Source organism: Providencia sp. PROV209 (assembly GCF_028479485.1).
In the GTDB taxonomy this organism is placed as follows: Bacteria; Pseudomonadota; Gammaproteobacteria; order Enterobacterales; family Enterobacteriaceae; genus Providencia; species Providencia alcalifaciens.
Genome location: NZ_JAMPNR010000003.1, coordinates 147,722 through 168,794 on the forward strand (window position 1 = coordinate 147,722; position 21,073 = coordinate 168,794).

Sequence of the window (21,073 nt, forward strand, 5' to 3'; positions counted from 1 at the left end):
GGGCACCCTTTGCTAAAGAGTGTTCTGTTTTTATCTATTTCAGAGCATCTCATTATAGCAATCAATAAAGAGTGCACTTTTACCTGTAATGGTGACCACTCACTTTAAGGTGTAGCAGATAATTACAGAATGAACCATTATAAATCAAATTAAATAAGCAATAGATAAAAAAAACATCTATTGCTGCTATTTTGCTCACTATTTTGAATCTTCTCTTCATTTATTTATTATTCCTGCGAAGCGGTACGAGAAATTGAATCGATCAGTTGACAAATACTTCCCTCGAAGCACAATCTTTCGTAGTTTATCTCATCAAGTGAATAGGCACGTTAAAGGGAATAAATGATGATTAAGTCAGGTCGCTATATCGGTGTTATGTCAGGAACTAGCCTAGATGGTGTTGATGTCGTTTTAGCTGCAATAAATGATAAATTTGTTGCGGAACAAGCGAGCTTGAGTGCCTCATTTCCTATCGAATTGAAAAAGCGGATTCTAAATATTTGCCAAGGGCAGGAAACAACACTTTCTGAGCTAGGGAAAATTGACAGAGAACTCGGCACAATATATGCCAATGCCATTAATCAGCTTCTTCAGCAAACGAGTTTATCTCCTGAAGATATTATTGCTATTGGCTGTCATGGGCAGACGGTTTGGCATGAACCTGATAGCGAAACCCCCTTTACTATGCAAATTGGTGATAACAATCGAGTCGCAGCCTTAACGGGAATCACTACAATTGGTGATTTTCGTCGTAGAGATATGGCTTACGGCGGTCAAGGTGCGCCATTAGTTCCTGCATTCCATTTGGCGGTATTAGGGCATCCCACTGAAAAACGAATTGTGCTCAATATTGGTGGAATAGCGAATGTTACCGCATTACTCCCAAATGCTTATGTAAAAGGTTATGACACAGGACCTGGCAATATGCTAATGGATACTTGGGTCTGGCGTAATAAGCAACAAGCCTATGATAAAGATGGAGAATGGGCAAAGACGGGTACGGTGAATCAAGCACTATTGAACATGATGCTTAATGATGGCTACTTTAAACGTTCAGCACCCAAAAGTACTGGGCGTGAATATTTTAATATGCAATGGTTGGAGCAGCATCTAGTGCATTTTCAATTGTTATCACCTGAGGATGTTCAAGCTACATTGTGTGAATTAACCGCTGTATCTATTGTGGATCAAGTTAAATTATGCGGCGGCTGTGAACGTTTGATAGTGTGTGGTGGTGGCGCTCAGAACAAATTCTTAATGTTGCGGTTAGCGACATTATTACCGGGTATTGAAGTGGCACCCAGCGATAAATATGGACTGAGTGGCGATGATATGGAAGCACTCGCGTTTGCATGGCTTGCGGCCCGCACAATTTCAGGTTTATCCGGTAGCCTTGCCTCAGTCACTGGTGCCAGCAGAGATAGCGTATTAGGTGCGATATATCCTGCTAATATAGATAAAAAATAACCGCTATAAAGGACAGTAAAATGAACGAGCTTGAAGAGATCGATCTTGCCGCGGTACGACGTGAATATACAAAAGGTGGCTTGAGACGCAAAGATTTAACTCCTGATCCGATTCCGCTTTTTGAGCGTTGGTTAAAGCAAGCTTGCGAAGCACGGTTAACCGATCCTACCGCAATGTGTGTAGCAACCGTCGATGAAACCGGACAGCCTTATCAGCGAATCGTGTTATTAAAGCATTTTGATAAAGATGGGTTAGTTTTTTATACCAACTTAGGTAGTCGTAAAGCGCAGCATTTAGAGCATAACAATAAAATCAGCCTGCATTTCCCATGGTATCAATTGGATCGTCAGGTTCATTTTACGGGAGTTGCTGAGCGATTGAGCCCGATTGAAGTACTGAAATATTTCCATAGCCGTCCAAAAGATAGCCAAATTGCGGCTTGGGCATCGGCGCAATCTTCGAGAATTTCAGCGCGAGGGATCCTAGAAGGGAAATTTTTAGAACTTAAACAGAAATTCCAAAATGGCGAGGTTCCATTACCCAGTTTTTGGGGGGGATATCGTGTTGTTTTCAATAGTGTCGAATTTTGGCAAGGTGGTGCTCACCGCCTGCATGACCGCTTTCTATACCAAAGAGAAGGGGATGGTTGGGTAATTGACCGATTAGCCCCGTAATAAATGGTTTTTTAGCTGGCGCTTAATTGATATGCGCTTTATGCTATAGCCTCGTTTAAGAAAATTGACAAATCATATTGGCAAGCCTTTGAGCGTTGTCTCACTTTGTCCATTTTTAATATTAAAATAGATAGACAAAATTCAACCGATGGAGTCATTGATGTCTAGCAATAACCTGATTAAACAATTGCAAGAGCGGGGCCTCGTTGCCCAGGTAACGGATGAGGATGCGTTAGCAGAGAGACTGGCGCAGGGCCCTATCTCTCTCTATTGTGGCTTCGACCCTACCGCTGACAGCTTGCACTTGGGACATCTGGTTCCTTTGCTGTGTTTAAAACGATTCCAACTAGCCGGGCACAAGCCTGTGGCGTTGGTTGGTGGCGCAACGGGTCTAATTGGCGATCCGAGCTTTAAAGCTACTGAACGTAAATTAAACACCACAGAAACCGTTCAAGAGTGGGTAGAAAAAATCCGTAACCAAGTTTCACCATTCCTTAGTTTTGATTGCGGTGAAAACAGCGCACGTCTAGCTAACAACTATGATTGGTTTGGCAAAATGGACGTACTGACGTTCTTACGTGATATTGGTAAACACTTCTCTGTTAACCAAATGATTAATCGTGAGTCCGTTAAACAGCGTTTAAACCGCGATGATGTCGGCATCTCTTTCACTGAGTTTGCGTATAACCTGTTACAGGGTTATGACTTTGCGAATATGAATAAAGAGATGGGTGTTGAACTGCAAATTGGTGGTTCAGACCAATGGGGAAATATCACTTCCGGTATCGACTTAACACGTCGTTTACACCAAAACCAAGTATTTGGTTTAACCGTTCCTCTGATCACCAAAACTGACGGTACTAAATTCGGTAAAACTGAAGGTGGTGCAGTTTGGTTAGATCCAAAGAAAACCAGCCAATATAAATTCTACCAATTCTGGATCAATACAGCAGATGCTGACGTTTATCGCTTCCTGAAATTCTTTACTTTCATGGAATTAAGCGAAATAGATGCATTGGAAGAAGAAGACAAAAATAGTGGCAAAGCACCTCGAGCACAGTATGTATTAGCAGAGGAAGTGACTAAATTAGTTCACGGCGAAGCGGGTCTTGCAGCAGCAAAACGTATTACTGAAAGCCTATTCTCTGGTGCGGTATCTGATTTAACTGAGGCTGACTTCGAGCAATTGGCGCAAGATGGTATTCCATGCATCGCCCTTGAAGACGGCGCAGATCTTCAGCAAGCATTAGTTGATTCAGAGCTGGCTCCTTCCCGTGGTCAAGCTAGAACCGCAATCAGCTCAAATGCAGTATCTATCAATGGTCAAAAACAAACTGAACCAATGTATGTATTTACTGATGCTGACCGTTTATTTGGCCGTTATACCCTTATCCGCCGCGGTAAGAAGAACGACTGCTTAATTAACTGGAAATAGCTCTGACGAACCTTTGTAATATTGAGCCCGGAAATCTCCGGGCTATTCATATTGGCAATGGCTACTCACTGATTTCTCTTCATTCGACATAACAATTCTCTGGGTTTCCAATGAAAAGCGTATTATCAATTCAATCCCATGTTGTTTTCGGCCATGCAGGAAACAGTGCTGCTGCATTCCCTATGTGCCGTATGGGCGTAGATGTGTGGCCACTTAACACAGTGCAATTCTCCAACCATACACAATATCCTCAATGGACAGGTTCTGTATTTCCCGCTCAACACTTGACGGATATTGTCGAGGGATTAGCAAAGATTCATAAGCTTGAAATCTGTGATGCCGTGTTAAGTGGATATATTGGCTCCGCTGAACAAGGTAGTGACATTCTGGCAATTGTGAAAAAGGTTAAAGCTGCAAATCCTCAAGCACTCTATTTTTGTGATCCTGTTATGGGACACCCAGAAAAAGGGTGTATCGTTGCCCCCGGAGTGGCTGAGTTTCTTTGCCAGCAAGCATTAGCGGCGAGTGATGTTATTGCACCTAACTTATTAGAGTTAGAAACGTTAGCGAATGAAAAAATCACTACGGTTGAGCAAGCGGTGAACGCGGCGCGTAAGTTATGCCATCAAGGTCCTAAAACAGTATTAGTTAAGCATTTGAGCCGAGCGGGTTATCGTGCAGATCGCTTTGAAATGATTTTAGTCACTGCAGAACATAGTTGGCATGTTAGCCGTCCATTAGTGGATTTTGGTGAAAAGCAACCTGTTGGGGTTGGTGATTTAACTAGCGGTCTAATGTTGGTCAATATCTTGAAAGGCGAGCCATTAAATAAAGGCTTAGAGCATGTTGCCGCGGCGGTTTATGAAGTAATGTTGAAAACTAAAGAAATGGGTGAATACGAGCTTCAATTAGTTGCAGCTCAAGATTTGATGGTTAATCCTCAACATAAGTTCTGTGCAACTCAGTTAGATTAATTGAGATTGTAAATAAAAACAGCGCCCATTGGCGCTGTTTTTGTATAAATGGTTATTTGTGAGTGATTACTTTTTCAGTAATCCTTCTGCTTCTAATGCTTCTTGAACTTTTGGTCGTTTAGCAATTTTTTCGCAATATTCATTCAGATGGCTTAATCCACTGATATCAACACCGACCAAACGGGTCCAATTAGTGACAGTAAACAAATATGCGTCAGCGACACAGAAATCGCTTTTGGCAACAAAGTAAGGTTGGTTTTTCAGAACATCGTTCACATACTGGAATTTCTTCAGTAAATTTGCGCGGACAACATCTTTATATTCTTCTGGGGTACCAGGGGAAAATAATGGTCCGAAGTTCTTATGGAGTTCGGTAGAAATGAAGTTTAACGCTTCTAACTGATGATAACGTTTCATTGAACCCGGCAGTGCAATTAAATTTCTGTTTGGGTTTTGATCCGCAATATATTGAACAATGACTGCGCCTTCTGTTAATTGTTCATCATCATCTAAAACGAGAGTAGGGACTTGACCTTTAGGGTTAATTGCTAAGAAGTTCTCACCCGTTTCTGTGATTTTTTCTTTTAAGTTAACACGAACAATACTGAAATCTAATCCTGCTTCACGCAGAATGATGTGAGGGGAGAGTGAGCAGGCACCGGGAGCGTAATACAATTTCATTATAAAACTCCTAAGTCATAGAATAATCATCTTTATTGTTCCACCAAGTATACACTAGATTCAAAAAGAGAATTGCTAAAGGATGTGGAATTAGTCTCAATATTTAAAATCGGTAAAAATAGGTGATTCTTACGATAAGTGAGCAGCGAGGAGCTGGCCATCTAGCCAATTGATAATCATCTGAAATTAAGATTGTTACAGGGTGGGTATCTGAGAGTAGTTTGTTATACTCTCGCGCATTGTATTGAGGTTATCCCTCAACCCCTCCGACTACATTTTATGAGCGGCTAAAATGGCATCCGTTTCTCACATATTGAACCATCTTACCAAGCTTGACTCTCTTTTGATGGCGCACAAACCTAATAATAGTAAAGGATTCAAACGCTTTATTCTTGAGTTTTGGTTTTTTGGTTTGATTAATGCGCGCTCTTGCTTGTTTGCAGGTTTTTTCTTTTTAGCACTATTCCTAGTACCAGCAAAAGGGATCTTGGGTGTTCCTCGCTATGATGTTTTATTGATTTTTGCTGTGTCATTTCAAGCGTTATTGGTGTGGGCGAAATTAGAAACGTGGGATGAATTAAAAGCTATCTGCGTGTTCCATTTAGTTGGGTTTATGATGGAATTATTTAAAACCTCTGCGACGATTGGTTCATGGCAGTATCCTGATGATGCCTATACTAAATTATGGGGTGTCCCGTTATTTACGGGGTTTATGTATGCAGCGGTAGGCAGTTATATCATTCAATCTTGGCGTTTTTTTAACGTTAGGATTGAACATTATCCGCCTTACTGGATGGCAACTTTAGTGGCCTTGGCAATCTACATTAACTTTTTCAGCCACCATTATATTGATGATTATCGCTGGTATTTGACTGCCTTTATTTTTGGCTTATATGCTCGCAGCATGGTGTTTTACACCCCATTGGATAAAGAGCGAAAAATGCCACTGTTACTTGCATTTATGCTAATTGGCTTCTTTATTTGGCTGGCGGAGAATTTTGGGACGTTCTTCGGTGTTTGGCAATATCCAAACCAGATTGGAGCATGGTCGATGGTGCATGCAGGAAAATGGGGGGCATGGTCGTTGTTGGTGATCGTCACTTTTACTATTGTGGTGCATCTCAAACATATCAAAAGCTGTGTTTCAATCGCTCGCTAGAGACCCGATTTTCGTGAAATGCGAGCAAGTGAATCTCGCTCGCATTTTCTGTGATTACAAATCTTGCCGCCATGCATCAATGGATAATGGCTCACCAAAGTGGCTTTCAATGAGGCGACGAGTCACATCATGGAGTGGCGCTGCGAGAACTTCTGCAGTATTACCTCGCTCAACCACTTCGCCTTTATCCATCACCAGCATTTTGTCGCTAATGTGTTTCATCATACCTAAATGCTGAGTCACGTAGATATAAGCAATATCTTGCTTAGCTTGCAAATCGAGCATCAAGTTAATGATCTGCGAGCGCATCGACATATCAAGGGAAGCCAGTGCCTCATCAGCAACAATAATTTCTGGCTGTAAAATCAATGCGCGGGCGAGGGCGATTCGCTGTTTTTGACCAGATGCTAGCATATGTGGGTAATATTCAGCATGATCAGCGAGCAGGCCGACTTGGCGTAGCGTTTGGATAATCCGTCGTTCCCGTTCAATTCCCGTTAAATCGGTATTCAATTTTAACGGCAATTCCAGTGTTTGCCCAATACGCTGTCGCGGATTTAAGGAGGTGCTTGGATCCTGAAATATCATGCGAATACGCTGACTGCGATAGCTATAATCACCAAAACTGAGTCGATGACCACGAATAAGAATTTCACCACCAGACGGTTCCGTTACGCCTGAAAGCATACGGGCAAGGGTTGATTTACCTGAGCCGTTTGCCCCAATGATGGCCAAAGTTTGTCCCGCCTGTAGGTTAAAACTCAGGGGCTTAACGGCTTGCAATTCATGGCGGCGAAAGAGTCCTTCACGAAAACGGAAAGTTTTGGTTAGGTTACGCACTTCAAGTAACGTTTCCATCATGGTTGCTCCTCCGTATTCAGGGGATAGTGGCAGGCAACCAGATGACCCTTAATACTGCGTAGTGGTGGCGCATCAATGCAAGTACGTTGAGCATAAGGACAGCGAGGACCTAGGCGACAGCCAATCGGTAAATGTTCTAATGATGGAATTGCGCCTGGTAAAGTATTCAATCGACCTTTATGGGGAATTGGGCTTTCAAAATCAGGAATAGAACGGATCAATGCCTGTGTATAAGGATGACGAGGACGCTGTAAAATATCTTCAGGTGTTGCACTTTCTACGGTCTGACCGCAATACAGCACATTAATGCGGTCCACCAGTTTAGACATCATTTCCATATCATGGCTGATGAGCAAAATTCCCATATTATTGTTTTGATTTAATTTATCCAATAAACGGAAAATTTGTGCTTGTGTGGTGGATTCCATCGCGTTAGTTGGTTCATCTGCAATTAATAAGCGCGGTTGGTTGGCGATAGCAATGGCGATCATCACTTTTTGGCATTCGCCATCAGTTAGCTCATAAGGGTAGCTATGCATAATATCTTTGTGATCTTTGATACCCACTCGGTGTAGTAATTCGATTGCGCGGCGTTTACGCCAATTAAAGCGCTGCCACCAACGTCCTTTATATGTCCAGCCGGGAATGGATTGAATCAACTGCTTTCCTATATCAGCCGCGGGATCAAGACACGATTGCGGCTCTTGGAAAATCATGGAGATGTTATGCCCGATCAGTTGACGCCGCTTGCGCGGGCTAAGCTTAAGTAAGTCGATATCTTGAAAGCGAAAACGATCAGCAGTGACACGGATATTATCTTTGGTGATCCCACAAATGGCTTTCGCGATGAGGCTCTTACCAGAACCCGATTCGCCAACTAAGCCACGAACTTCACCTTCAGAGAGGGTCATAGATACCCGATCAACGGCTTTAACGGGACCATTGGCGGTCATAAACTCAATCGTTAAATTACGAATATCAAGTAATGGCATTATTCTACCCCCGAATTAATCGCACGGTGTAGTCCATCACCTAGTAGGTTTACAAACAAGACACTCGACATTATCGCCACACCGGGCAAAATCACGGTCCACGGTGCAACATAAATGAGCTCTAACGTATCCCCAAGCATGGCGCCCCACTCGGAAGATGGAAGTTGAGCGCCTAGGTCTAAAAAGCCTAGAGCAGCAATATCCAAAATGGCAATTGAAAGCGCACGCGTCAGCTCAGTGACTAAAATCGGCGTGATATTCGGTAATACGGTATACCACAAAATAAAGATGTTTGAAGCGCCATCTAAGCGTGCTGCCACAATGTACTCTTTATCAAGTTCATCATGAACAGCAACATAAATTGTGCGCACCATACGTGGGATCAAAGCAAGGCAAATCGCCAGCATGGCATTGGTCAAACTGGCACCCATAAATGCGACCACGATAATGGCGAGCAACAAAGAAGGAATGGATAGCAAAGTGTCGAGAATGTGGTTAAACACTGCGGATTTAAGACCACGAGTCATCCCAGCTAAACAGCCTAAAACTAAGCCAACAATTGTTGCAATTATGGTGACTAACAAAGCAGAACCGAAGGTTGATTTTGTCCCAATGAGTAAGCGGCTTAAAATATCGCGACCTAAATCATCAGTTCCAAAGAAAAAGGCAACTTCACCATAATGAGACCATGATGGTGGCGTAATTTGGTATCCCAAAAATTGTTGATCAATGGCATAAGGCGCTAAATAGGGACCGACAAAACAGAGGATGATTAAAAAAAGAACCCCAAAAAAGCCGATCATTGCTAGGACGTCGGAGGAAAAAATATTCCACACCACCCGTGTTGGGGATGGCATTTTTTGTTCACGATAAAAATTATCTGAGGACATACCAATCCTTATGCTTTAATGGGTCCATCATCGCACCTAAAATATCGGATAATACGTTCACGGTGATCACCAATGCGCCAATCAACATGACGCCTGCGGAAATTGCGGAATAATCCCCTTGGCGTATTGCGGTAACCAACCAACGTCCTAATCCAGGCCAGTTAAACACTAATTCTGTCACCATCGTTAATGTTAGCATCGTGGAGAATTGCAGACCCAATTTGGGAATGATAGGTGGGATAGCATTATGAAAAATATGGCGGCGGATAATTTTAAATCGGGAAAGCCCTCTCGTGGCGGCAGCTTTGACATAGTTACTGCTGGCTATCTCATCGGTACTAATACGAACTAATCGAATCACTTCAGTGGTTGGCGCCAGTGCGAGTGTGACTACAGGCAGGATCATGTGTTCTAATACATTGATAATCATATCTTTACGATATGGTGAGCCCGAAATCCATGCATCGATTAACGCAAATCCAGTGACTGGCTTTAGGTTATAAAGCAGGTCAATTCTCCCCGAAACAGGTAACCAGCCTAAATGGAGAGAGAAAAATAGAGTTAAGACCAAAGCTAAAACGAAAACCGGTACGGAGAACCCAAGTAAGGCAAAGGTGCTGATTGCGATATCAACGGGTTTATTACGCCAAAATGAGGCGATCATTCCAAGTGGGATGCCCACAAACAACGCGAATAAAAAAGCGAGAATGCACAGTTCCATAGTGGCTGGGAATGTGTCTTGAAGTTGGTCCGTAATGGGTTCACCATTAATGCTGGAAACCCCAAAATCGAAATGCAATAAACCATCGAAATAGAAAATATAGGCATCAATGAGTGATGCACCACTGAGTGGCGCATTGGGTGTGAAATAACTTAAGCTAAAGCTGACCAGTGATAGAAAAAATACAGTTACCAGCAAAAGTAGCAGTCGCCTCAAAGAATAGATGATCATGGCTGCTGCTCCGCCTTATTAGGTACTACTTTTTTCGGTTCTTGCATTTCACGATAAACCCCAGCAAATGAGGTGTTCCCAAAAGCGCTAATCACTAATCCTTTCATATCAAAACGATAAGCTTGTAAACGCAGTGAATAAGCTAGGGGTAAAATGGGTAATTCTTCAGCGAGAATCTTCTGTGCTTGATGATAGTAATCAATGCGATCAGCCAGCTCTTGGGTCAGAAGGGCTTTATGTAAAACCTCATCAAATTGTGTATCGCACCAATGGCTTAAGTTAGTTTGTGAACCAATTGCGGCACAACTTAGCAGAGGGCGAAAGAAGCTATCAGGGTCATTACTGTCGGTTGTCCAACCCGCCAATGTCATATCATGAGAACGATCCATTAACTGATTTTCTTGGAAGCGACCTTCAACCGAGCGGATACTCATGACAATGCCTACTTGTGCAAGATCAGCCTGAATTAACTCTGCCATTTTTAAAGGGCTTGGGTTATAGGATTGTGATGCAACAGGAACCCATAGCTCAAGTTTCAAATTTTCTAATCCCATTTCTTGTAGCATCTGCTTCGACAGCTCTGGATTGTAATCAGTTATTTTTGTTTGATTATCAAACGCCCAAGAAGCGCGTGGCAAAATGGATGAAGCCGTCTCTGCGGTGCCATAGTAAATGGATTGCATGAGTCGCTCATTATTAATTGCATAGGATATGGCTTGGCGAACTTTGAGTTGGTCGAGTGGAGGCTTGCTGGTATTAAAGGCTAAATAGGCGATATTCATGCCTGAGCGCATGGAAATACGCAGGCGAGGATCATCACGTAGGACTTTTAATTGACTGGCAGCAGGGTAAGCAAGAACATCACATTCCCCTGTGAGCAGTTTTGATATGCGCCCAGTACCACCGGCCCCCATATCAACGACCACTTCCTCCATACGAGGTTCTCCCTTCCAATAATCTTTATTACGTAATAAACGGACAAACTGCCCAGATTGGTAATCATCAAAATAGAATGGACCTGTCCCTACGGGGCGCCAATCAATCATTTCTTGGTGATTGCTCGCAGAGAGTGCATCTGCATATTCCGCAGATAAAATCGGTGCATAGTGAGTCGCTAAATGCCACAAAAAGGAAGCATCGGGGGATTTTAAGCGAAACTCAACCGCATAATTATTTAATTTTTTTATGCTTTCGACACTACTCGCAAATTGCAAACTGTCAAAATAAGGATAACGTCCACCATTAATAAAATGGTACGGATTACTCGTTTCGAACATGCGAGAGAAGCTAAAAACCACATCATCAGCATTCATATTGCGTGTTGGTGTAAACCAAGGTGTAGTTTGAAATTTGACGTCTTTTCTGAGGTATAGCCGGTAGGTAGCACCGTTATCCAGCACTTCCCAACGTGAGGCTAGTTCGGGAATTAATCGATAAGTAAATGGGTCAACATCGAGCAAGCGGTCATACAGTTGTGCACCAAGGGGATCAATAATTAACCCACTACTGGCAAGTTGTGGGTTAAATGTAGTGACAATGCCATTGACGCAGTAAATGAAGCCATTTTGGCGAATATCTGCTGGGACATCATTGGCAATGGTGTCTTTGTAACTTATGTCTGTTTGCTCAGCCAATGCTGACAGAGAAACAGTAAATAAAAACCAAAGAGTTAAAAGGCGCATAGATCTAATGTAGTTGACCTGAATTGCCTTATTGTAGCGTAAAAATAGGGTTACTGGGTATAAGCAAAATTTGTGGTGATATTTTGTTCATAATATCAATTGAAACGAAAGTTAATGTATGTAAATGAGAATCAACTTGGTCGTAATTAATTATAAAATAAAGAGTTATTTTGCATCTAATCTTAATGAGAAATAATCGCATTAAAAAGCTTTACAAATGATACTAATAACCATTATCATTAAATTCGTCTCCTAAGTGCTTAGCTTTTGCAGACAAGGCATGACATTGCTCACATTGCTTCCAGTGTTTTATTTGTATAGCCAGCTCGGGTGCTGGCTTTTTTTTTGCTCAATCGCCGCCTTCTAAGCTAATTTGATGTTTTTTTATCAATCCTCGAAATTGATCATAGCTGAGTGACAAGTACTGAGCGGCTTTACGCTGATTAAAATGCGCGTGACGTAGTGCTGCTTTAACATGATTTTTTTCCGATTCCAATTGCCATTGGCGTAAATCAAAAGGGAAGGAAAGGTGCGCTTCTTGGGGGGCTGATGAGGACGGGGTGGCATCATGTAGTTCGGCAAGTTTTTCCCCAAACGGATCTAAAATAATCGTATCGACAGGTTGGTCACTTTCTCCATGACGATATACCGATCGTTCCACCACATTTTTAAGCTCACGAATATTACCCGGCCAAGCATATTGCATGAGAGTCTGTTGTGCTTTTTCAGAAAAACCCGTGAAATAAGGACGTTTTAACTCCCTTATCATGCCAATCGCAAAGTGCTCAGCGAGCAAAAGAATATCTGGAATGCGCTCTCGTAAAGGTGGCATATGCAGGACTTCAAAGGCGAGCCTATCGAGTAAATCTGCGCGAAATCGCCCTTGACGTGCCAGCTCCGGAAGATTGGCATTGGTTGCGCACACTAAGCGAACATCCACTTTTAAAGATTGGCTTCCTCCGACACGTTCTAGCTCGCCATATTCAATCACTCGTAAGAGCTTTTCTTGGACAGACATAGGAGCCGTTGCGAGCTCATCAAGGAACAGCGTCCCTTTGTCCGCACGTTCGAAGCGACCTTGATGGCGCTTTTGTGCGCCGGTAAATGAACCTGCTTCGTGCCCGAATAATTCAGAATCCAGTAAGTTCTCATTGAGTCCACTGCAATTTAAGGAGATAAAAGGCTCTTGCCAGCGTGGGGATAAATAATGAAGACGATCGGCGATGAGCTCTTTACCCGTTCCTCGTTCACCAATGACGAGCACAGGCTTATTGAGTTTTGCAAGTTCGGAGGCTCGTTCGAGAACATCGAGGAAATTGCTGGAAACCCCAATGATAGTATTGTTAGTTTCTTTCATGGTTTTTTTTACCAAGTGTTGGTTAATTTCACCTGCCTTTAACTATAGTGTAAATGGTCACCAATAGAAAATAAAATTTTATTTTTGTTTGTTTTCAACATGTTATTTGATAATTGAAAAGTTGGCACGCTGCTTGCTATTTTAGAGTTGTAAAAGATTTAAATTGAAATAATTATCGGTTTAATAATTTCAATTTTATATTCATGGAGCATCACGTATTGGTTGGACGCCAACATCGGGTTGAGGCTCTACAGAAAGATAACATCCATCAAGAGGATATAAATTATGGGTATTTTTTCACGTTTTGCCGACATCATTAATGCCAACATTGCTTCACTGCTTGATAAAGCTGAAGATCCGCAGAAAATGATCCGCCTGATGATTCAGGAAATGGAAGACATGTTAGTGGAAATTCGCTCCACATCAGCACGTACGCTAGCGGAGAAAAAAAGCTTAGAGCGTCGTGTGGAAATGGGTGAAAAGCAAATTGCTGAATGGCAAGAAAAAGCGGAATTAGCACTCATTAAAGATAAAGAAGATTTAGCGCGTGCGGCATTGATTGAAAAGCAAAAAGTCAGCGCCATGGTCGATACCTTAAAACATGAGCTGATTATTGTTGATGAAACACTGACTCGCTTAAAAGGTGAAATCACTGAATTAGAAAATAAATTGCAAGAAACTCGTGCAAAACAGCAGTCAATGACAGTGCGTTTAGAAGCTGCGCAATCAAGCCGCAACGTTCGTCGCCAGTTAGATAGTGGTAAACTGGATGAAGCGATGGCACGTTTTGAGCAGTTTGAGCGCCGTATTGACCATATGGAAGGCGAAGCGCAAAGCTACGGTATTGGTAAACAACGCTCTTTAGAACAGCAATTTGCTGAGTTAAAAGCGGATGATGAAATTAGTGCACAATTAGCCGCGCTTAAAGCTAAAATTAACAAAGACGAATAATATTAAACACGCAAGGCGCAGTATTTCTGCGCCAGTGCGCTAGGCTAAATAACCATAAATAAGGAAATGTGATGGGCTACGTTTTATTGTCTCTCGTATTAATCATTTTTGTCATTTTTGTTCTGCCAATTTGGTTGTGGCTCCATTATGGTAAGAAAAATAACGGGCAGGGAAGTCAGCTTACTGAGAATGAAGTGCAACGTTTAATGCAATTGGCTGAACAGTCATCTCGTATGCAGCAACGTATTAAAACGCTTGAAGATATTTTAGATGCCGAGCATCCAAATTGGAGGCAAAAATAATGACTAATCTACGCAACCGTAAGTTATATCGCTTAACGGATAAACGGGTTTTTGGTGGTGTTTGTTCCGGTCTCGCTGACTATTTAGAGTTACCGGTTGCTTTGGTCAGAGCATTAGCAGTACTCGCCCTGTTTATGAGCTTTGGATTGACCTTAATTGTGTATGTGGTGATGTGCTTTTTTGTTGAAGCTGCGCCAAGTGGTTATCGCAGTGAAAGAGACATTGGTCTTGAAGTGACGACACTATTAAACCAAATTGATGCACAGCTACAAGCTGGAGAAATGAAGTTGCGTCAAATGGAACGCTATGTGACCTCGGATACTTATACCGTGAACAGTAAATTTCGTCACCTATAACAGATTTGCACCATCACATAAATGGGAATAGAGTTTAATAACTGTATTCCCATTATATTTTTATTGGGAGAGCGAGAATTAGGAGCACTATGAAACGGCTACAAAATGAATTAACTGACTTAATGAACCGTAGCGTTGATCGCCATGTAAGGCTTGCTGTTACGGGGCTAAGCCGTAGTGGCAAAACTGCATTCATCACTTCTCTCGTCAATCAACTCCTTAATTCCACGACAGGTGCGCGTCTCCCGCTATTTTCTGCGGCAAGAGACAAACGTATTTTAGGCGTTAAACGTATCCCTCAGCGCGATATGTCTATTCCTCGTTTTGCTTATGATGAAGGTATTGCCTCACTGTATGGGAATCCGCCTCAATGGCCCACGCCAACTCGAGGTGTCAGCGAAATTCGCTTAAAACTGCATTACCGTTCAAATGACTCATTTGTTCGTCATTTCGTAGATAACTCCTCCTTGTATTTGGAGATTGTAGATTATCCGGGAGAGTGGTTACTGGATTTACCTATGCTGGATCTGAACTATTTAACATGGTCTAGCCAAATGAAGGTGCTGCTGAAAGGCAAGCGTGCTGAACTCGCTAATGAGTGGTTACAGCTTTGCGAAAAATGTGACCCATTAGCGCCCGTAGATGAGAACTTGTTAGCTGAAATTTCGGATGCTTACACTGCATATTTACATGAATGTAAGCGTCAAGGGCAGCACTTTATTCAACCTGGTCGGTTTGTCTTACCGGGAGATCTCGCGGGTGCACCTGCATTACAGTTTTTCCCATGGCCAAACATTGAAAAATATGGTGAAAAACAGTTAGTGCAAGCGGATAAACACACCAATATTGGTGCGTTGCAGCGCCGCTATCAATACTATTGTGACCATGTGGTGAAAGGGTTTTATAAAGACCATTTTCAACGTTTTGATCGTCAAATTGTGCTGGTGGATTGTTTGCAACCCCTAAATAGCGGTGCAGACGCATTCAATGATATGCGGATGGCGTTAACACAGTTAATGCGCAGCTTCCATTATGGAAAACGCACATTACTTAGACGGATGTTTTCCCCATGTATTGATAAGCTTCTATTTGCAGCCAGTAAATCCGATCATGTTACACCCGACCAACATGCTAATTTGGTCTCGTTATTACAACAACTAGTCCAAGATGCATGGCAAAATGCAGCATTTGAAGGTATCAGTATGGATTGTGTTGGGCTTGCGTCAATTCAAGCAACGGAAAGCGGTATTGTCGATTATAAAGGCGAAAAATTACCAGCGTTGAAAGGCGAACGTCTTAGTGATGGTCAGCCACTGACTTTCTACCCAGGAGATGTGCCTAAGCGTTTGCCAAATGAACAGTTCTGGCAACAGCAGGGCTTCCAATTTGAAAATTTCCGCCCTCGTCCAACGCCGTTAGACCAACCTTTGCCTCATATCCGAATGGACAGTGCGCTGGAATTTTTGTTAGGAGATAAACTGAAATGAGTGAACCTCTAAAACAACGTGTGGATTTTGCAGATAAAGCAGGTAAACCTGCTATGGAGTCGTTAAAACAAGCTCAAACTTTTGATGAAAGTGCATTTGAAAAATTTATTCCAGTCGATATACAGGAAGAGCAAGATAGCCAAGACGGTGAAGTTGAAAGCTTGATCAATGACGCACTCAAACCTAAGCGCAGTTTTTGGCGAAAACTGGTTGGGACTGCAGCGGGTATTTTTGGCGTAAGCGTTGTTGCTCAATTAGGTATTTGGATCCACCAATCATGGATTACCCAAGATTGGACTGCACTTGGAACGGCTGCTGCGGGCGGACTGATTGTCGTGGCTGGTGTTGGCTCTGTGGTTGGTGAATGGAGGCGTTTATATCGACTCAGGGAGAGAGCTCAAGAGCGAGATCATGCACGGGAATTGCTTCATAGCCATGGAATGGGGCAGGGTAAGGCATTTTGTGAGAAGCTAGCCAAGCAATCCGCATTACCGATGCAGCATCCCGCCATTCAGAGTTGGCAAGCAACCGTTCATGACTCCCATAACGATAGGGAAGTGATTGAGCTATATAGTAAATTAGTGCAGCCAATTTTGGATGAACAAGCACGCAAAGAGATTAGCCGTTCATCGGCAGAATCTGCATTAATGATTGCAGTCAGTCCATTGGCGATTGTGGACATGGCATTTATTGCATGGCGCAATATTCGTTTAATTAATCGCATTGCGGCAATTTATGGTATTGAACTTGGGTACTATAGCCGAATTCGTTTATTTCGTATGGTACTGATTAATATTGCATTTGCAGGTGCATCCGAGCTTATTCGTGAAGTGGGTATGGACTGGCTGTCTCAGGATATTACCGCGCGGCTCTCGACTCGAGCGGCACAAGGAATAGGGGCTGGGTTACTGACGGCTAGACTTGGTATCAAGGCGATGGAGCTATGTCGTCCATTACCATGGATAGACGATAAGCCAAGATTAGGCGATTTCCGCCGCCAATTAATTGGGCAGTTGAAAAACGCGATCCCCACAAAGAAAGATAATTCATAAGCTGTAAATATAGCTGGCAGGATGAGTTGACAGTTTAATCACATCCTGCCTATCCCCTCTAAAAGAGACTTTTCCTGTCTGTTTAATCAACAACCCTGCTTTCTAAGAAAAAACTCGGACTGATATTTCTTAGAAACTAGATGGGTGTCAACAATATGTGACACGAATACTGTATTACTGACCTAATTAACGCTAAAATATCAAGAATTATGTTCTCTACAGAAGGTTTCATCATGCGCCTCGAAGTGACCTGCCAAGACCGTATCGGTTTAACGCGTGAATTACTTGATCTTTTAGTCCTACAAAACATTGACTTAAAAGGTATCGAAATTTCAGCTCAACGTCGAATTTACCTGAATTTTGCACCTGTCGATTTTCAGGTTTTTAGCACGTTAATGGCAGAGATCCGCCGTATTAATGGAGTGATTGATGTACGTCGTATCTACTTTATGCCATCAGAGCGTGAGCATAGAGCTGTTTGGGCATTGCTTAACTCATTCCCTGAACCTGTATTATCCATTGATAATAAGCTGAATATCGAATTGATTAACCCAATGAGTTTGCAGTTATTTGGGGTTGATGAAACCAAAATCAAACAAAAATCTTTTTCGCAGTTAATTCCTAATCATGGGCTACATCGTTGGTTTGAGCGGGAGTCACCTGAGCCTTATACCGAGCGAGTCTCTGTAAAAGGAAGTGACTATTTAATGCAGGTCACACCAATCATTCTAGCGGATGAAGACGGAAAATTTCACTGCACAGGCGCAGTTATTCTCCTCAAATCGGTCGCTATATTGGAAAATCAGCGTAAGCAAGCGGCAGAAGTTGATGTGGATAACCGTGGATTTAACCAAATTGTTGCGGTTAGCCCTGCTATGGTTCAAGTGATCGAGCGAGCCAAACGTGTTGCAATGCTTGATGAGCCACTTTTGTTAGTCGGTGAAACGGGAACAGGTAAAGATATTTTGGCAAAAGCGTGCCATTTACACAGTGCTCGCGGCAATGCGCCATTTTTAGGATTAAATTGTGCATCGTTGCCGGATGATGTCGTCGAAAGTGAGTTATTTGGATATGCTGCGGGTGCCTATCCAAATGCTATTGAAGGGAAAAAAGGCTTTTTTGAGCAGGCAAACGGTGGAACTGTCTTACTGGATGAAATTGCCGAGATGTCGCCTCAAATGCAAATCAAGCTGCTACGTTTCCTGAATGATGGCACATTCCGACGTGTCGGTGAGGAGCATGAAGTTAAGGTAAATGTACGAGTGATCTGTGCGACACAGAAAAACTTACCCGAATTAGTCGAACAGAAAAAATTCCGAGAAGATCTCTATTATCGCCTGAATGTACTGACATTGACTATTCCACCATTAAGAGAGCGCAGTGAAGATATTAAACCGCTCACTAAAATGTTTGTGGCTAACTTTGCTAAAGAATTACATATTGCTGAACCTAAAATTTCACCAGCATTAATTGAATCACTGAATTCTTATTACTGGCCAGGCAATGTTAGACAATTGAGGAATGCATTATATCAAGGATTATCGCAATTTAATGGCGATATTCTGGATGTGGGCGATGTTCAATTACCGGATGCAGTTAATGCACCTGCGATTGCTTTAGATACATTAAATGGCTCGCTGGATGATATTACCAAACGTTATGAAGCATCTGTATTAGCAAGACTATATCGTGATTATCCGAGCACAAGAAAATTGGCAAAACGTTTAGATATTTCTCATACTGCGATTGCGAATAAATTGAGAGAATATGGTCTCAGCACTAAGAAAGAGCAAGACTAACGCGATGAAGAATATTTTAAAATTGAGTGTGATCGGCATATTAATGAGCGTGAGCGTCAACAGCTTCGCACAAGAAAAACCAAACAATAAATTGATTGATAAACTTTGCAAAAATGCAGTGCAAACAATGGATGACGTGTATGAAAACGGTGCGTTAACTCAGTGCCATTTTTCTGATCGTTCATTGCTTAGCGCTTATCAAGAATATCGTGACTTGCTCGGTGAGGATAAACAGTTTTTAGAGGCGAAATTAGAACCCAATAAAAACAAGGAAGTGATTTGCTCTGATGATAATTGTCTATCGATTATTTACCGTTGGAGTGGTGAGAATAAATTAGAAATTGAGCAAAGTTTTTCAGGAGGAGAAACCTATCTCCAGTTTATTCAAGACAAGAAAGACACTTTGCTTGAAATACGGTACTTTCCAGATTAATGGCACCGCTCCCAACTTGTAAAGCCCATCCAATGAAAATGCTCACTAAATTAAATATAAGCGCAAATAATTTAGTGAGCTAACTCGATTAACCCAAATTTTCATGTTCTTTACCTAAAAAGCGATGCTTTGATCATTGCGTGCTGGTGATTTTTTCTGCTATAAAAATGGTGAACGCCATTTTACTTTCTCAGTTAATGATAAATAAATGCTTAAGTTGTGCATTGATTATGAATAATAGCAACGCTGGTTTTATACCTTCAAGGAGTTGCAATGGAACAATTCACTATTAATTTTATTGTCAATTTCAAGCTACGTGAGTATATGTCTAAGAGTCACTATCAAGGTGATATGTTTGAATCAGCTAATGCTGCGGCAGAACTTTATTTAATGAATAAGGCAGCGGCAAATTATTTAGCCAAAAAGACCCGTTTTACGTGGGAAGCACTAGTGAAAAATGGGGATAAACCGCGGGATTTGATTATTGATATTCTCACTTCTTGTTGCCCTGTTACACAAGAGCAAGCACAGCGAGTATTAAGTACTCTGTCACACTCATTAGTGAGTATGATGAAGGAAAACATGATTTTTACTAATGTCGTTAACGCGAAAAATCACAAACGGCTATTTTGGGCTCATGTTGATTAAAACGTGCTGCGTAAGCCTCGTAAACGTCAATGCTACCCGTCAACATTATTCGTAAAATACCTGTCGATAAAAAAGGCCACAATCACTGAAAGTATCGGTGATTGTGGTCCAGCATAAATTGAGATTATTTCAGGCTATTTAGCGCGTTGTCATAATCAGGTTCTTCGGTAATTTCAGGAACTAGCTGGCTGTAAATGACTTTGTCATTCTCATCTAATACCACGACAGAACGTGCAGTTAAGCCTTTTAATGGTCCTGTTGTCATCTCAACACCGTAATCTGCTGCGAAATCGCTACGGAATGCAGATAATGTAACGACGTTGTCTAAACCCTCAGCACCACAAAAGCGAGCTTGTGCGAAAGGTAAGTCAGCAGAAATACATAAAACAACGGTGTTATCTAAACCACTTGCTAGTTGATTAAATTTTCGTACAGAGGCAGCGCAAACACCGGTATCTACACTTGGAAAAATATTCAGAATTTTGCGTTTACCTTGATACGTTTCTAAAGTTGCTTCGCTTAAATCCTTAGCGACTAAAGTGAAAGGTTTCGCTTGTGAACCTGCCTGTAAAAATGTACCTGCAAGTGAAATGCTGTTGCCTTTGAGTTTAACTGTCTGTGACATTCGTTTTTCTCCCGTTTATAGGTTGAGCTGCAGAGGATGAAATGAGAAAGTAATATTTATAATCAAAAAATTACGTAATTTCACGCCCTGAACTGTTGTTTTTACATTCTATTATTGACCAATTGCATTGTCAGCTTCTCAGTATGATAAACAAGAAGGTGACGCTGCAGTATACAATTAATAAGCTCTATTAAGAGTTTATGTTTTTTATTATGTATCATCCTAAAATACCATATTCAATGGGATAAAAAGAGCGCTTTGTGCCGTGTTTTACTTGTTATATGATGAGGCGAAAG

At 41.9% G+C, this 21,073-nt stretch carries 21 protein-coding genes; 13 read left to right on the top strand and 8 right to left on the bottom strand.

What is annotated here, in order from left to right; genetic code table 11:
- Positions 1 to 342: 342 nt before the first annotated feature.
- The 4 genes from anmK (at position 343) to pdxY (ending at position 4,550) form a co-directional block, all read left to right on the top strand.
- Positions 343 to 1,467 (top strand): anhydro-N-acetylmuramic acid kinase, encoded by a 1,125-nt coding sequence (gene anmK / locus PR795_RS04565; protein WP_272516692.1) that lies wholly within the window; start codon positions 343 to 345, stop codon positions 1,465 to 1,467.
- Positions 1,468 to 1,487: 20 nt separating this feature from the next.
- On the top strand, positions 1,488 to 2,141 hold the full coding sequence (gene pdxH / locus PR795_RS04570) for a pyridoxamine 5'-phosphate oxidase (RefSeq protein WP_006660069.1): 654 nt from the start codon (positions 1,488 to 1,490) through the stop codon (positions 2,139 to 2,141).
- Between the two features lie 160 nt (positions 2,142 to 2,301).
- Positions 2,302 to 3,576 carry a tyrosine--tRNA ligase gene (gene tyrS / locus PR795_RS04575; protein WP_006661929.1) on the top strand — a complete coding sequence of 425 codons (1,275 nt, stop codon included), beginning with the start codon at positions 2,302 to 2,304 and terminating at the stop codon, positions 3,574 to 3,576.
- A 110-nt stretch (positions 3,577 to 3,686) separates the two neighbouring features.
- Positions 3,687 to 4,550, top strand: coding sequence for a pyridoxal kinase PdxY (pdxY, locus tag PR795_RS04580; protein WP_006660067.1), 864 nt, complete (start codon positions 3,687 to 3,689; stop codon positions 4,548 to 4,550).
- Positions 4,551 to 4,616: 66 nt separating this feature from the next.
- Here the strand turns inward: pdxY and gstA are convergent, their stop codons facing one another.
- A complete protein-coding gene (gene gstA / locus PR795_RS04585; protein ID WP_006660066.1) occupies positions 4,617 to 5,231 on the bottom strand; it encodes a glutathione transferase GstA in 615 nt (204 codons plus the stop codon).
- A gap of 292 nt (positions 5,232 to 5,523) precedes the next feature.
- On the opposite strand from gstA, the gene PR795_RS04590 reads away from it, so the two are divergent.
- The gene (locus PR795_RS04590) at positions 5,524 to 6,390 is read left to right on the top strand and encodes a DUF817 domain-containing protein (protein ID WP_036979318.1); all 867 of its coding nucleotides are present in this window, start codon (positions 5,524 to 5,526) and stop codon (positions 6,388 to 6,390) included.
- 54 nt (positions 6,391 to 6,444) lie between these two features.
- Here PR795_RS04590 and sapF read toward each other — a convergent pair whose 3' ends face one another.
- The 6 genes from sapF to pspF form a co-directional block, all read right to left on the bottom strand.
- Positions 6,445 to 7,251: a putrescine export ABC transporter ATP-binding protein SapF gene (gene sapF / locus PR795_RS04595; protein ID WP_006660064.1), complete on the bottom strand. Its 807-nt coding sequence runs from the start codon at positions 7,249 to 7,251 to the stop codon at positions 6,445 to 6,447.
- Positions 7,248 to 8,243 (bottom strand): putrescine export ABC transporter ATP-binding protein SapD, encoded by a 996-nt coding sequence (sapD, locus tag PR795_RS04600; RefSeq protein WP_006660063.1) that lies wholly within the window; start codon positions 8,241 to 8,243, stop codon positions 7,248 to 7,250. The genes sapF and sapD overlap by 4 nt, the downstream gene beginning before the upstream one ends.
- Positions 8,243 to 9,133: a putrescine export ABC transporter permease SapC gene (sapC, locus tag PR795_RS04605; RefSeq protein WP_006661927.1), complete on the bottom strand. Its 891-nt coding sequence runs from the start codon at positions 9,131 to 9,133 to the stop codon at positions 8,243 to 8,245. The genes sapD and sapC overlap by 1 nt, the downstream gene beginning before the upstream one ends.
- Positions 9,120 to 10,085 carry a putrescine export ABC transporter permease SapB gene (gene sapB, locus PR795_RS04610; RefSeq protein ID WP_006660061.1) on the bottom strand — a complete coding sequence of 322 codons (966 nt, stop codon included), beginning with the start codon at positions 10,083 to 10,085 and terminating at the stop codon, positions 9,120 to 9,122. The genes sapC and sapB overlap by 14 nt, the downstream gene beginning before the upstream one ends.
- Positions 10,082 to 11,767: an ABC transporter substrate-binding protein SapA gene (gene sapA / locus PR795_RS04615; RefSeq protein WP_006661926.1), complete on the bottom strand. Its 1,686-nt coding sequence runs from the start codon at positions 11,765 to 11,767 to the stop codon at positions 10,082 to 10,084. Before sapA ends, sapB begins: the two co-directional genes overlap by 4 nt.
- Before the next feature lie 349 nt (positions 11,768 to 12,116).
- Positions 12,117 to 13,124 carry a phage shock protein operon transcriptional activator gene (gene pspF / locus PR795_RS04620; RefSeq protein ID WP_272516693.1) on the bottom strand — a complete coding sequence of 336 codons (1,008 nt, stop codon included), beginning with the start codon at positions 13,122 to 13,124 and terminating at the stop codon, positions 12,117 to 12,119.
- A 285-nt stretch (positions 13,125 to 13,409) separates the two neighbouring features.
- Between pspF and pspA the strand changes: the two genes are divergently transcribed.
- The 8 genes from pspA to PR795_RS04660 all read left to right on the top strand — a co-directional run bounded on the left by pspA (position 13,410) and on the right by PR795_RS04660 (position 20,152).
- A complete protein-coding gene (gene pspA / locus PR795_RS04625; RefSeq protein ID WP_006660058.1) occupies positions 13,410 to 14,075 on the top strand; it encodes a phage shock protein PspA in 666 nt (221 codons plus the stop codon).
- A 71-nt stretch (positions 14,076 to 14,146) separates the two neighbouring features.
- On the top strand, positions 14,147 to 14,377 hold the full coding sequence (gene pspB / locus PR795_RS04630) for an envelope stress response membrane protein PspB (RefSeq protein WP_006660057.1): 231 nt from the start codon (positions 14,147 to 14,149) through the stop codon (positions 14,375 to 14,377).
- A complete protein-coding gene (gene pspC / locus PR795_RS04635; protein WP_006660056.1) occupies positions 14,377 to 14,733 on the top strand; it encodes an envelope stress response membrane protein PspC in 357 nt (118 codons plus the stop codon). The genes pspB and pspC overlap by 1 nt, the downstream gene beginning before the upstream one ends.
- 89 nt (positions 14,734 to 14,822) lie before the next feature.
- Positions 14,823 to 16,220: a YcjX family protein gene (locus PR795_RS04640; RefSeq protein ID WP_006660055.1), complete on the top strand. Its 1,398-nt coding sequence runs from the start codon at positions 14,823 to 14,825 to the stop codon at positions 16,218 to 16,220.
- Positions 16,217 to 17,272: a YcjF family protein gene (locus tag PR795_RS04645; protein WP_181480802.1), complete on the top strand. Its 1,056-nt coding sequence runs from the start codon at positions 16,217 to 16,219 to the stop codon at positions 17,270 to 17,272. The genes PR795_RS04640 and PR795_RS04645 overlap by 4 nt, the downstream gene beginning before the upstream one ends.
- 233 nt (positions 17,273 to 17,505) lie before the next feature.
- On the top strand, positions 17,506 to 19,071 hold the full coding sequence (tyrR, locus tag PR795_RS04650; RefSeq protein ID WP_006661922.1) for a transcriptional regulator TyrR: 1,566 nt from the start codon (positions 17,506 to 17,508) through the stop codon (positions 19,069 to 19,071).
- Between the two features lie 4 nt (positions 19,072 to 19,075).
- Positions 19,076 to 19,504: a hypothetical protein gene (locus PR795_RS04655; protein WP_036962198.1), complete on the top strand. Its 429-nt coding sequence runs from the start codon at positions 19,076 to 19,078 to the stop codon at positions 19,502 to 19,504.
- 273 nt (positions 19,505 to 19,777) lie between these two features.
- Entirely contained in the window at positions 19,778 to 20,152 is a 375-nt protein-coding gene (locus PR795_RS04660) for a hypothetical protein (RefSeq protein WP_006660050.1), read from the top strand.
- Between the two features lie 124 nt (positions 20,153 to 20,276).
- Here the strand turns inward: PR795_RS04660 and tpx are convergent, their stop codons facing one another.
- The gene (gene tpx / locus PR795_RS04665) at positions 20,277 to 20,777 is read right to left on the bottom strand and encodes a thiol peroxidase (RefSeq protein ID WP_006661920.1); all 501 of its coding nucleotides are present in this window, start codon (positions 20,775 to 20,777) and stop codon (positions 20,277 to 20,279) included.
- Positions 20,778 to 21,073: the final 296 nt, after the last annotated feature.

Bases quoted from the DNA above. Each gene is read 5' to 3' on its own strand.
- pspB (WP_006660057.1), top strand. From the start codon at position 14,147: ATGGGCTACGTTTTATTGTCTCTCGTATTAATCATTTTTGTCATTTTT.
- sapD (WP_006660063.1), bottom strand. From the start codon at position 8,243: ATGCCATTACTTGATATTCGTAATTTAACGATTGAGTTTATGACCGCC.
- pdxH (WP_006660069.1), top strand. From the start codon at position 1,488: ATGAACGAGCTTGAAGAGATCGATCTTGCCGCGGTACGACGTGAATAT.
- sapC (WP_006661927.1), bottom strand. From the start codon at position 9,133: ATGTCCTCAGATAATTTTTATCGTGAACAAAAAATGCCATCCCCAACA.
- pspF (WP_272516693.1), bottom strand. From the start codon at position 13,124: ATGAAAGAAACTAACAATACTATCATTGGGGTTTCCAGCAATTTCCTC.
- PR795_RS04655 (WP_036962198.1), top strand. From the start codon at position 19,076: ATGAAGAATATTTTAAAATTGAGTGTGATCGGCATATTAATGAGCGTG.
- PR795_RS04660 (WP_006660050.1), top strand. From the start codon at position 19,778: ATGGAACAATTCACTATTAATTTTATTGTCAATTTCAAGCTACGTGAG.
- tpx (WP_006661920.1), bottom strand. From the start codon at position 20,777: ATGTCACAGACAGTTAAACTCAAAGGCAACAGCATTTCACTTGCAGGT.
- sapB (WP_006660061.1), bottom strand. From the start codon at position 10,085: ATGATCATCTATTCTTTGAGGCGACTGCTACTTTTGCTGGTAACTGTA.
- pdxY (WP_006660067.1), top strand. From the start codon at position 3,687: ATGAAAAGCGTATTATCAATTCAATCCCATGTTGTTTTCGGCCATGCA.
- PR795_RS04640 (WP_006660055.1), top strand. From the start codon at position 14,823: ATGAAACGGCTACAAAATGAATTAACTGACTTAATGAACCGTAGCGTT.
- PR795_RS04645 (WP_181480802.1), top strand. From the start codon at position 16,217: ATGAGTGAACCTCTAAAACAACGTGTGGATTTTGCAGATAAAGCAGGT.
- sapA (WP_006661926.1), bottom strand. From the start codon at position 11,767: ATGCGCCTTTTAACTCTTTGGTTTTTATTTACTGTTTCTCTGTCAGCA.
- gstA (WP_006660066.1), bottom strand. From the start codon at position 5,231: ATGAAATTGTATTACGCTCCCGGTGCCTGCTCACTCTCCCCTCACATC.
- sapF (WP_006660064.1), bottom strand. From the start codon at position 7,251: ATGATGGAAACGTTACTTGAAGTGCGTAACCTAACCAAAACTTTCCGT.
- PR795_RS04590 (WP_036979318.1), top strand. From the start codon at position 5,524: ATGGCATCCGTTTCTCACATATTGAACCATCTTACCAAGCTTGACTCT.
- tyrR (WP_006661922.1), top strand. From the start codon at position 17,506: ATGCGCCTCGAAGTGACCTGCCAAGACCGTATCGGTTTAACGCGTGAA.
- pspA (WP_006660058.1), top strand. From the start codon at position 13,410: ATGGGTATTTTTTCACGTTTTGCCGACATCATTAATGCCAACATTGCT.
- pspC (WP_006660056.1), top strand. From the start codon at position 14,377: ATGACTAATCTACGCAACCGTAAGTTATATCGCTTAACGGATAAACGG.
- anmK (WP_272516692.1), top strand. From the start codon at position 343: ATGATGATTAAGTCAGGTCGCTATATCGGTGTTATGTCAGGAACTAGC.
- tyrS (WP_006661929.1), top strand. From the start codon at position 2,302: ATGTCTAGCAATAACCTGATTAAACAATTGCAAGAGCGGGGCCTCGTT.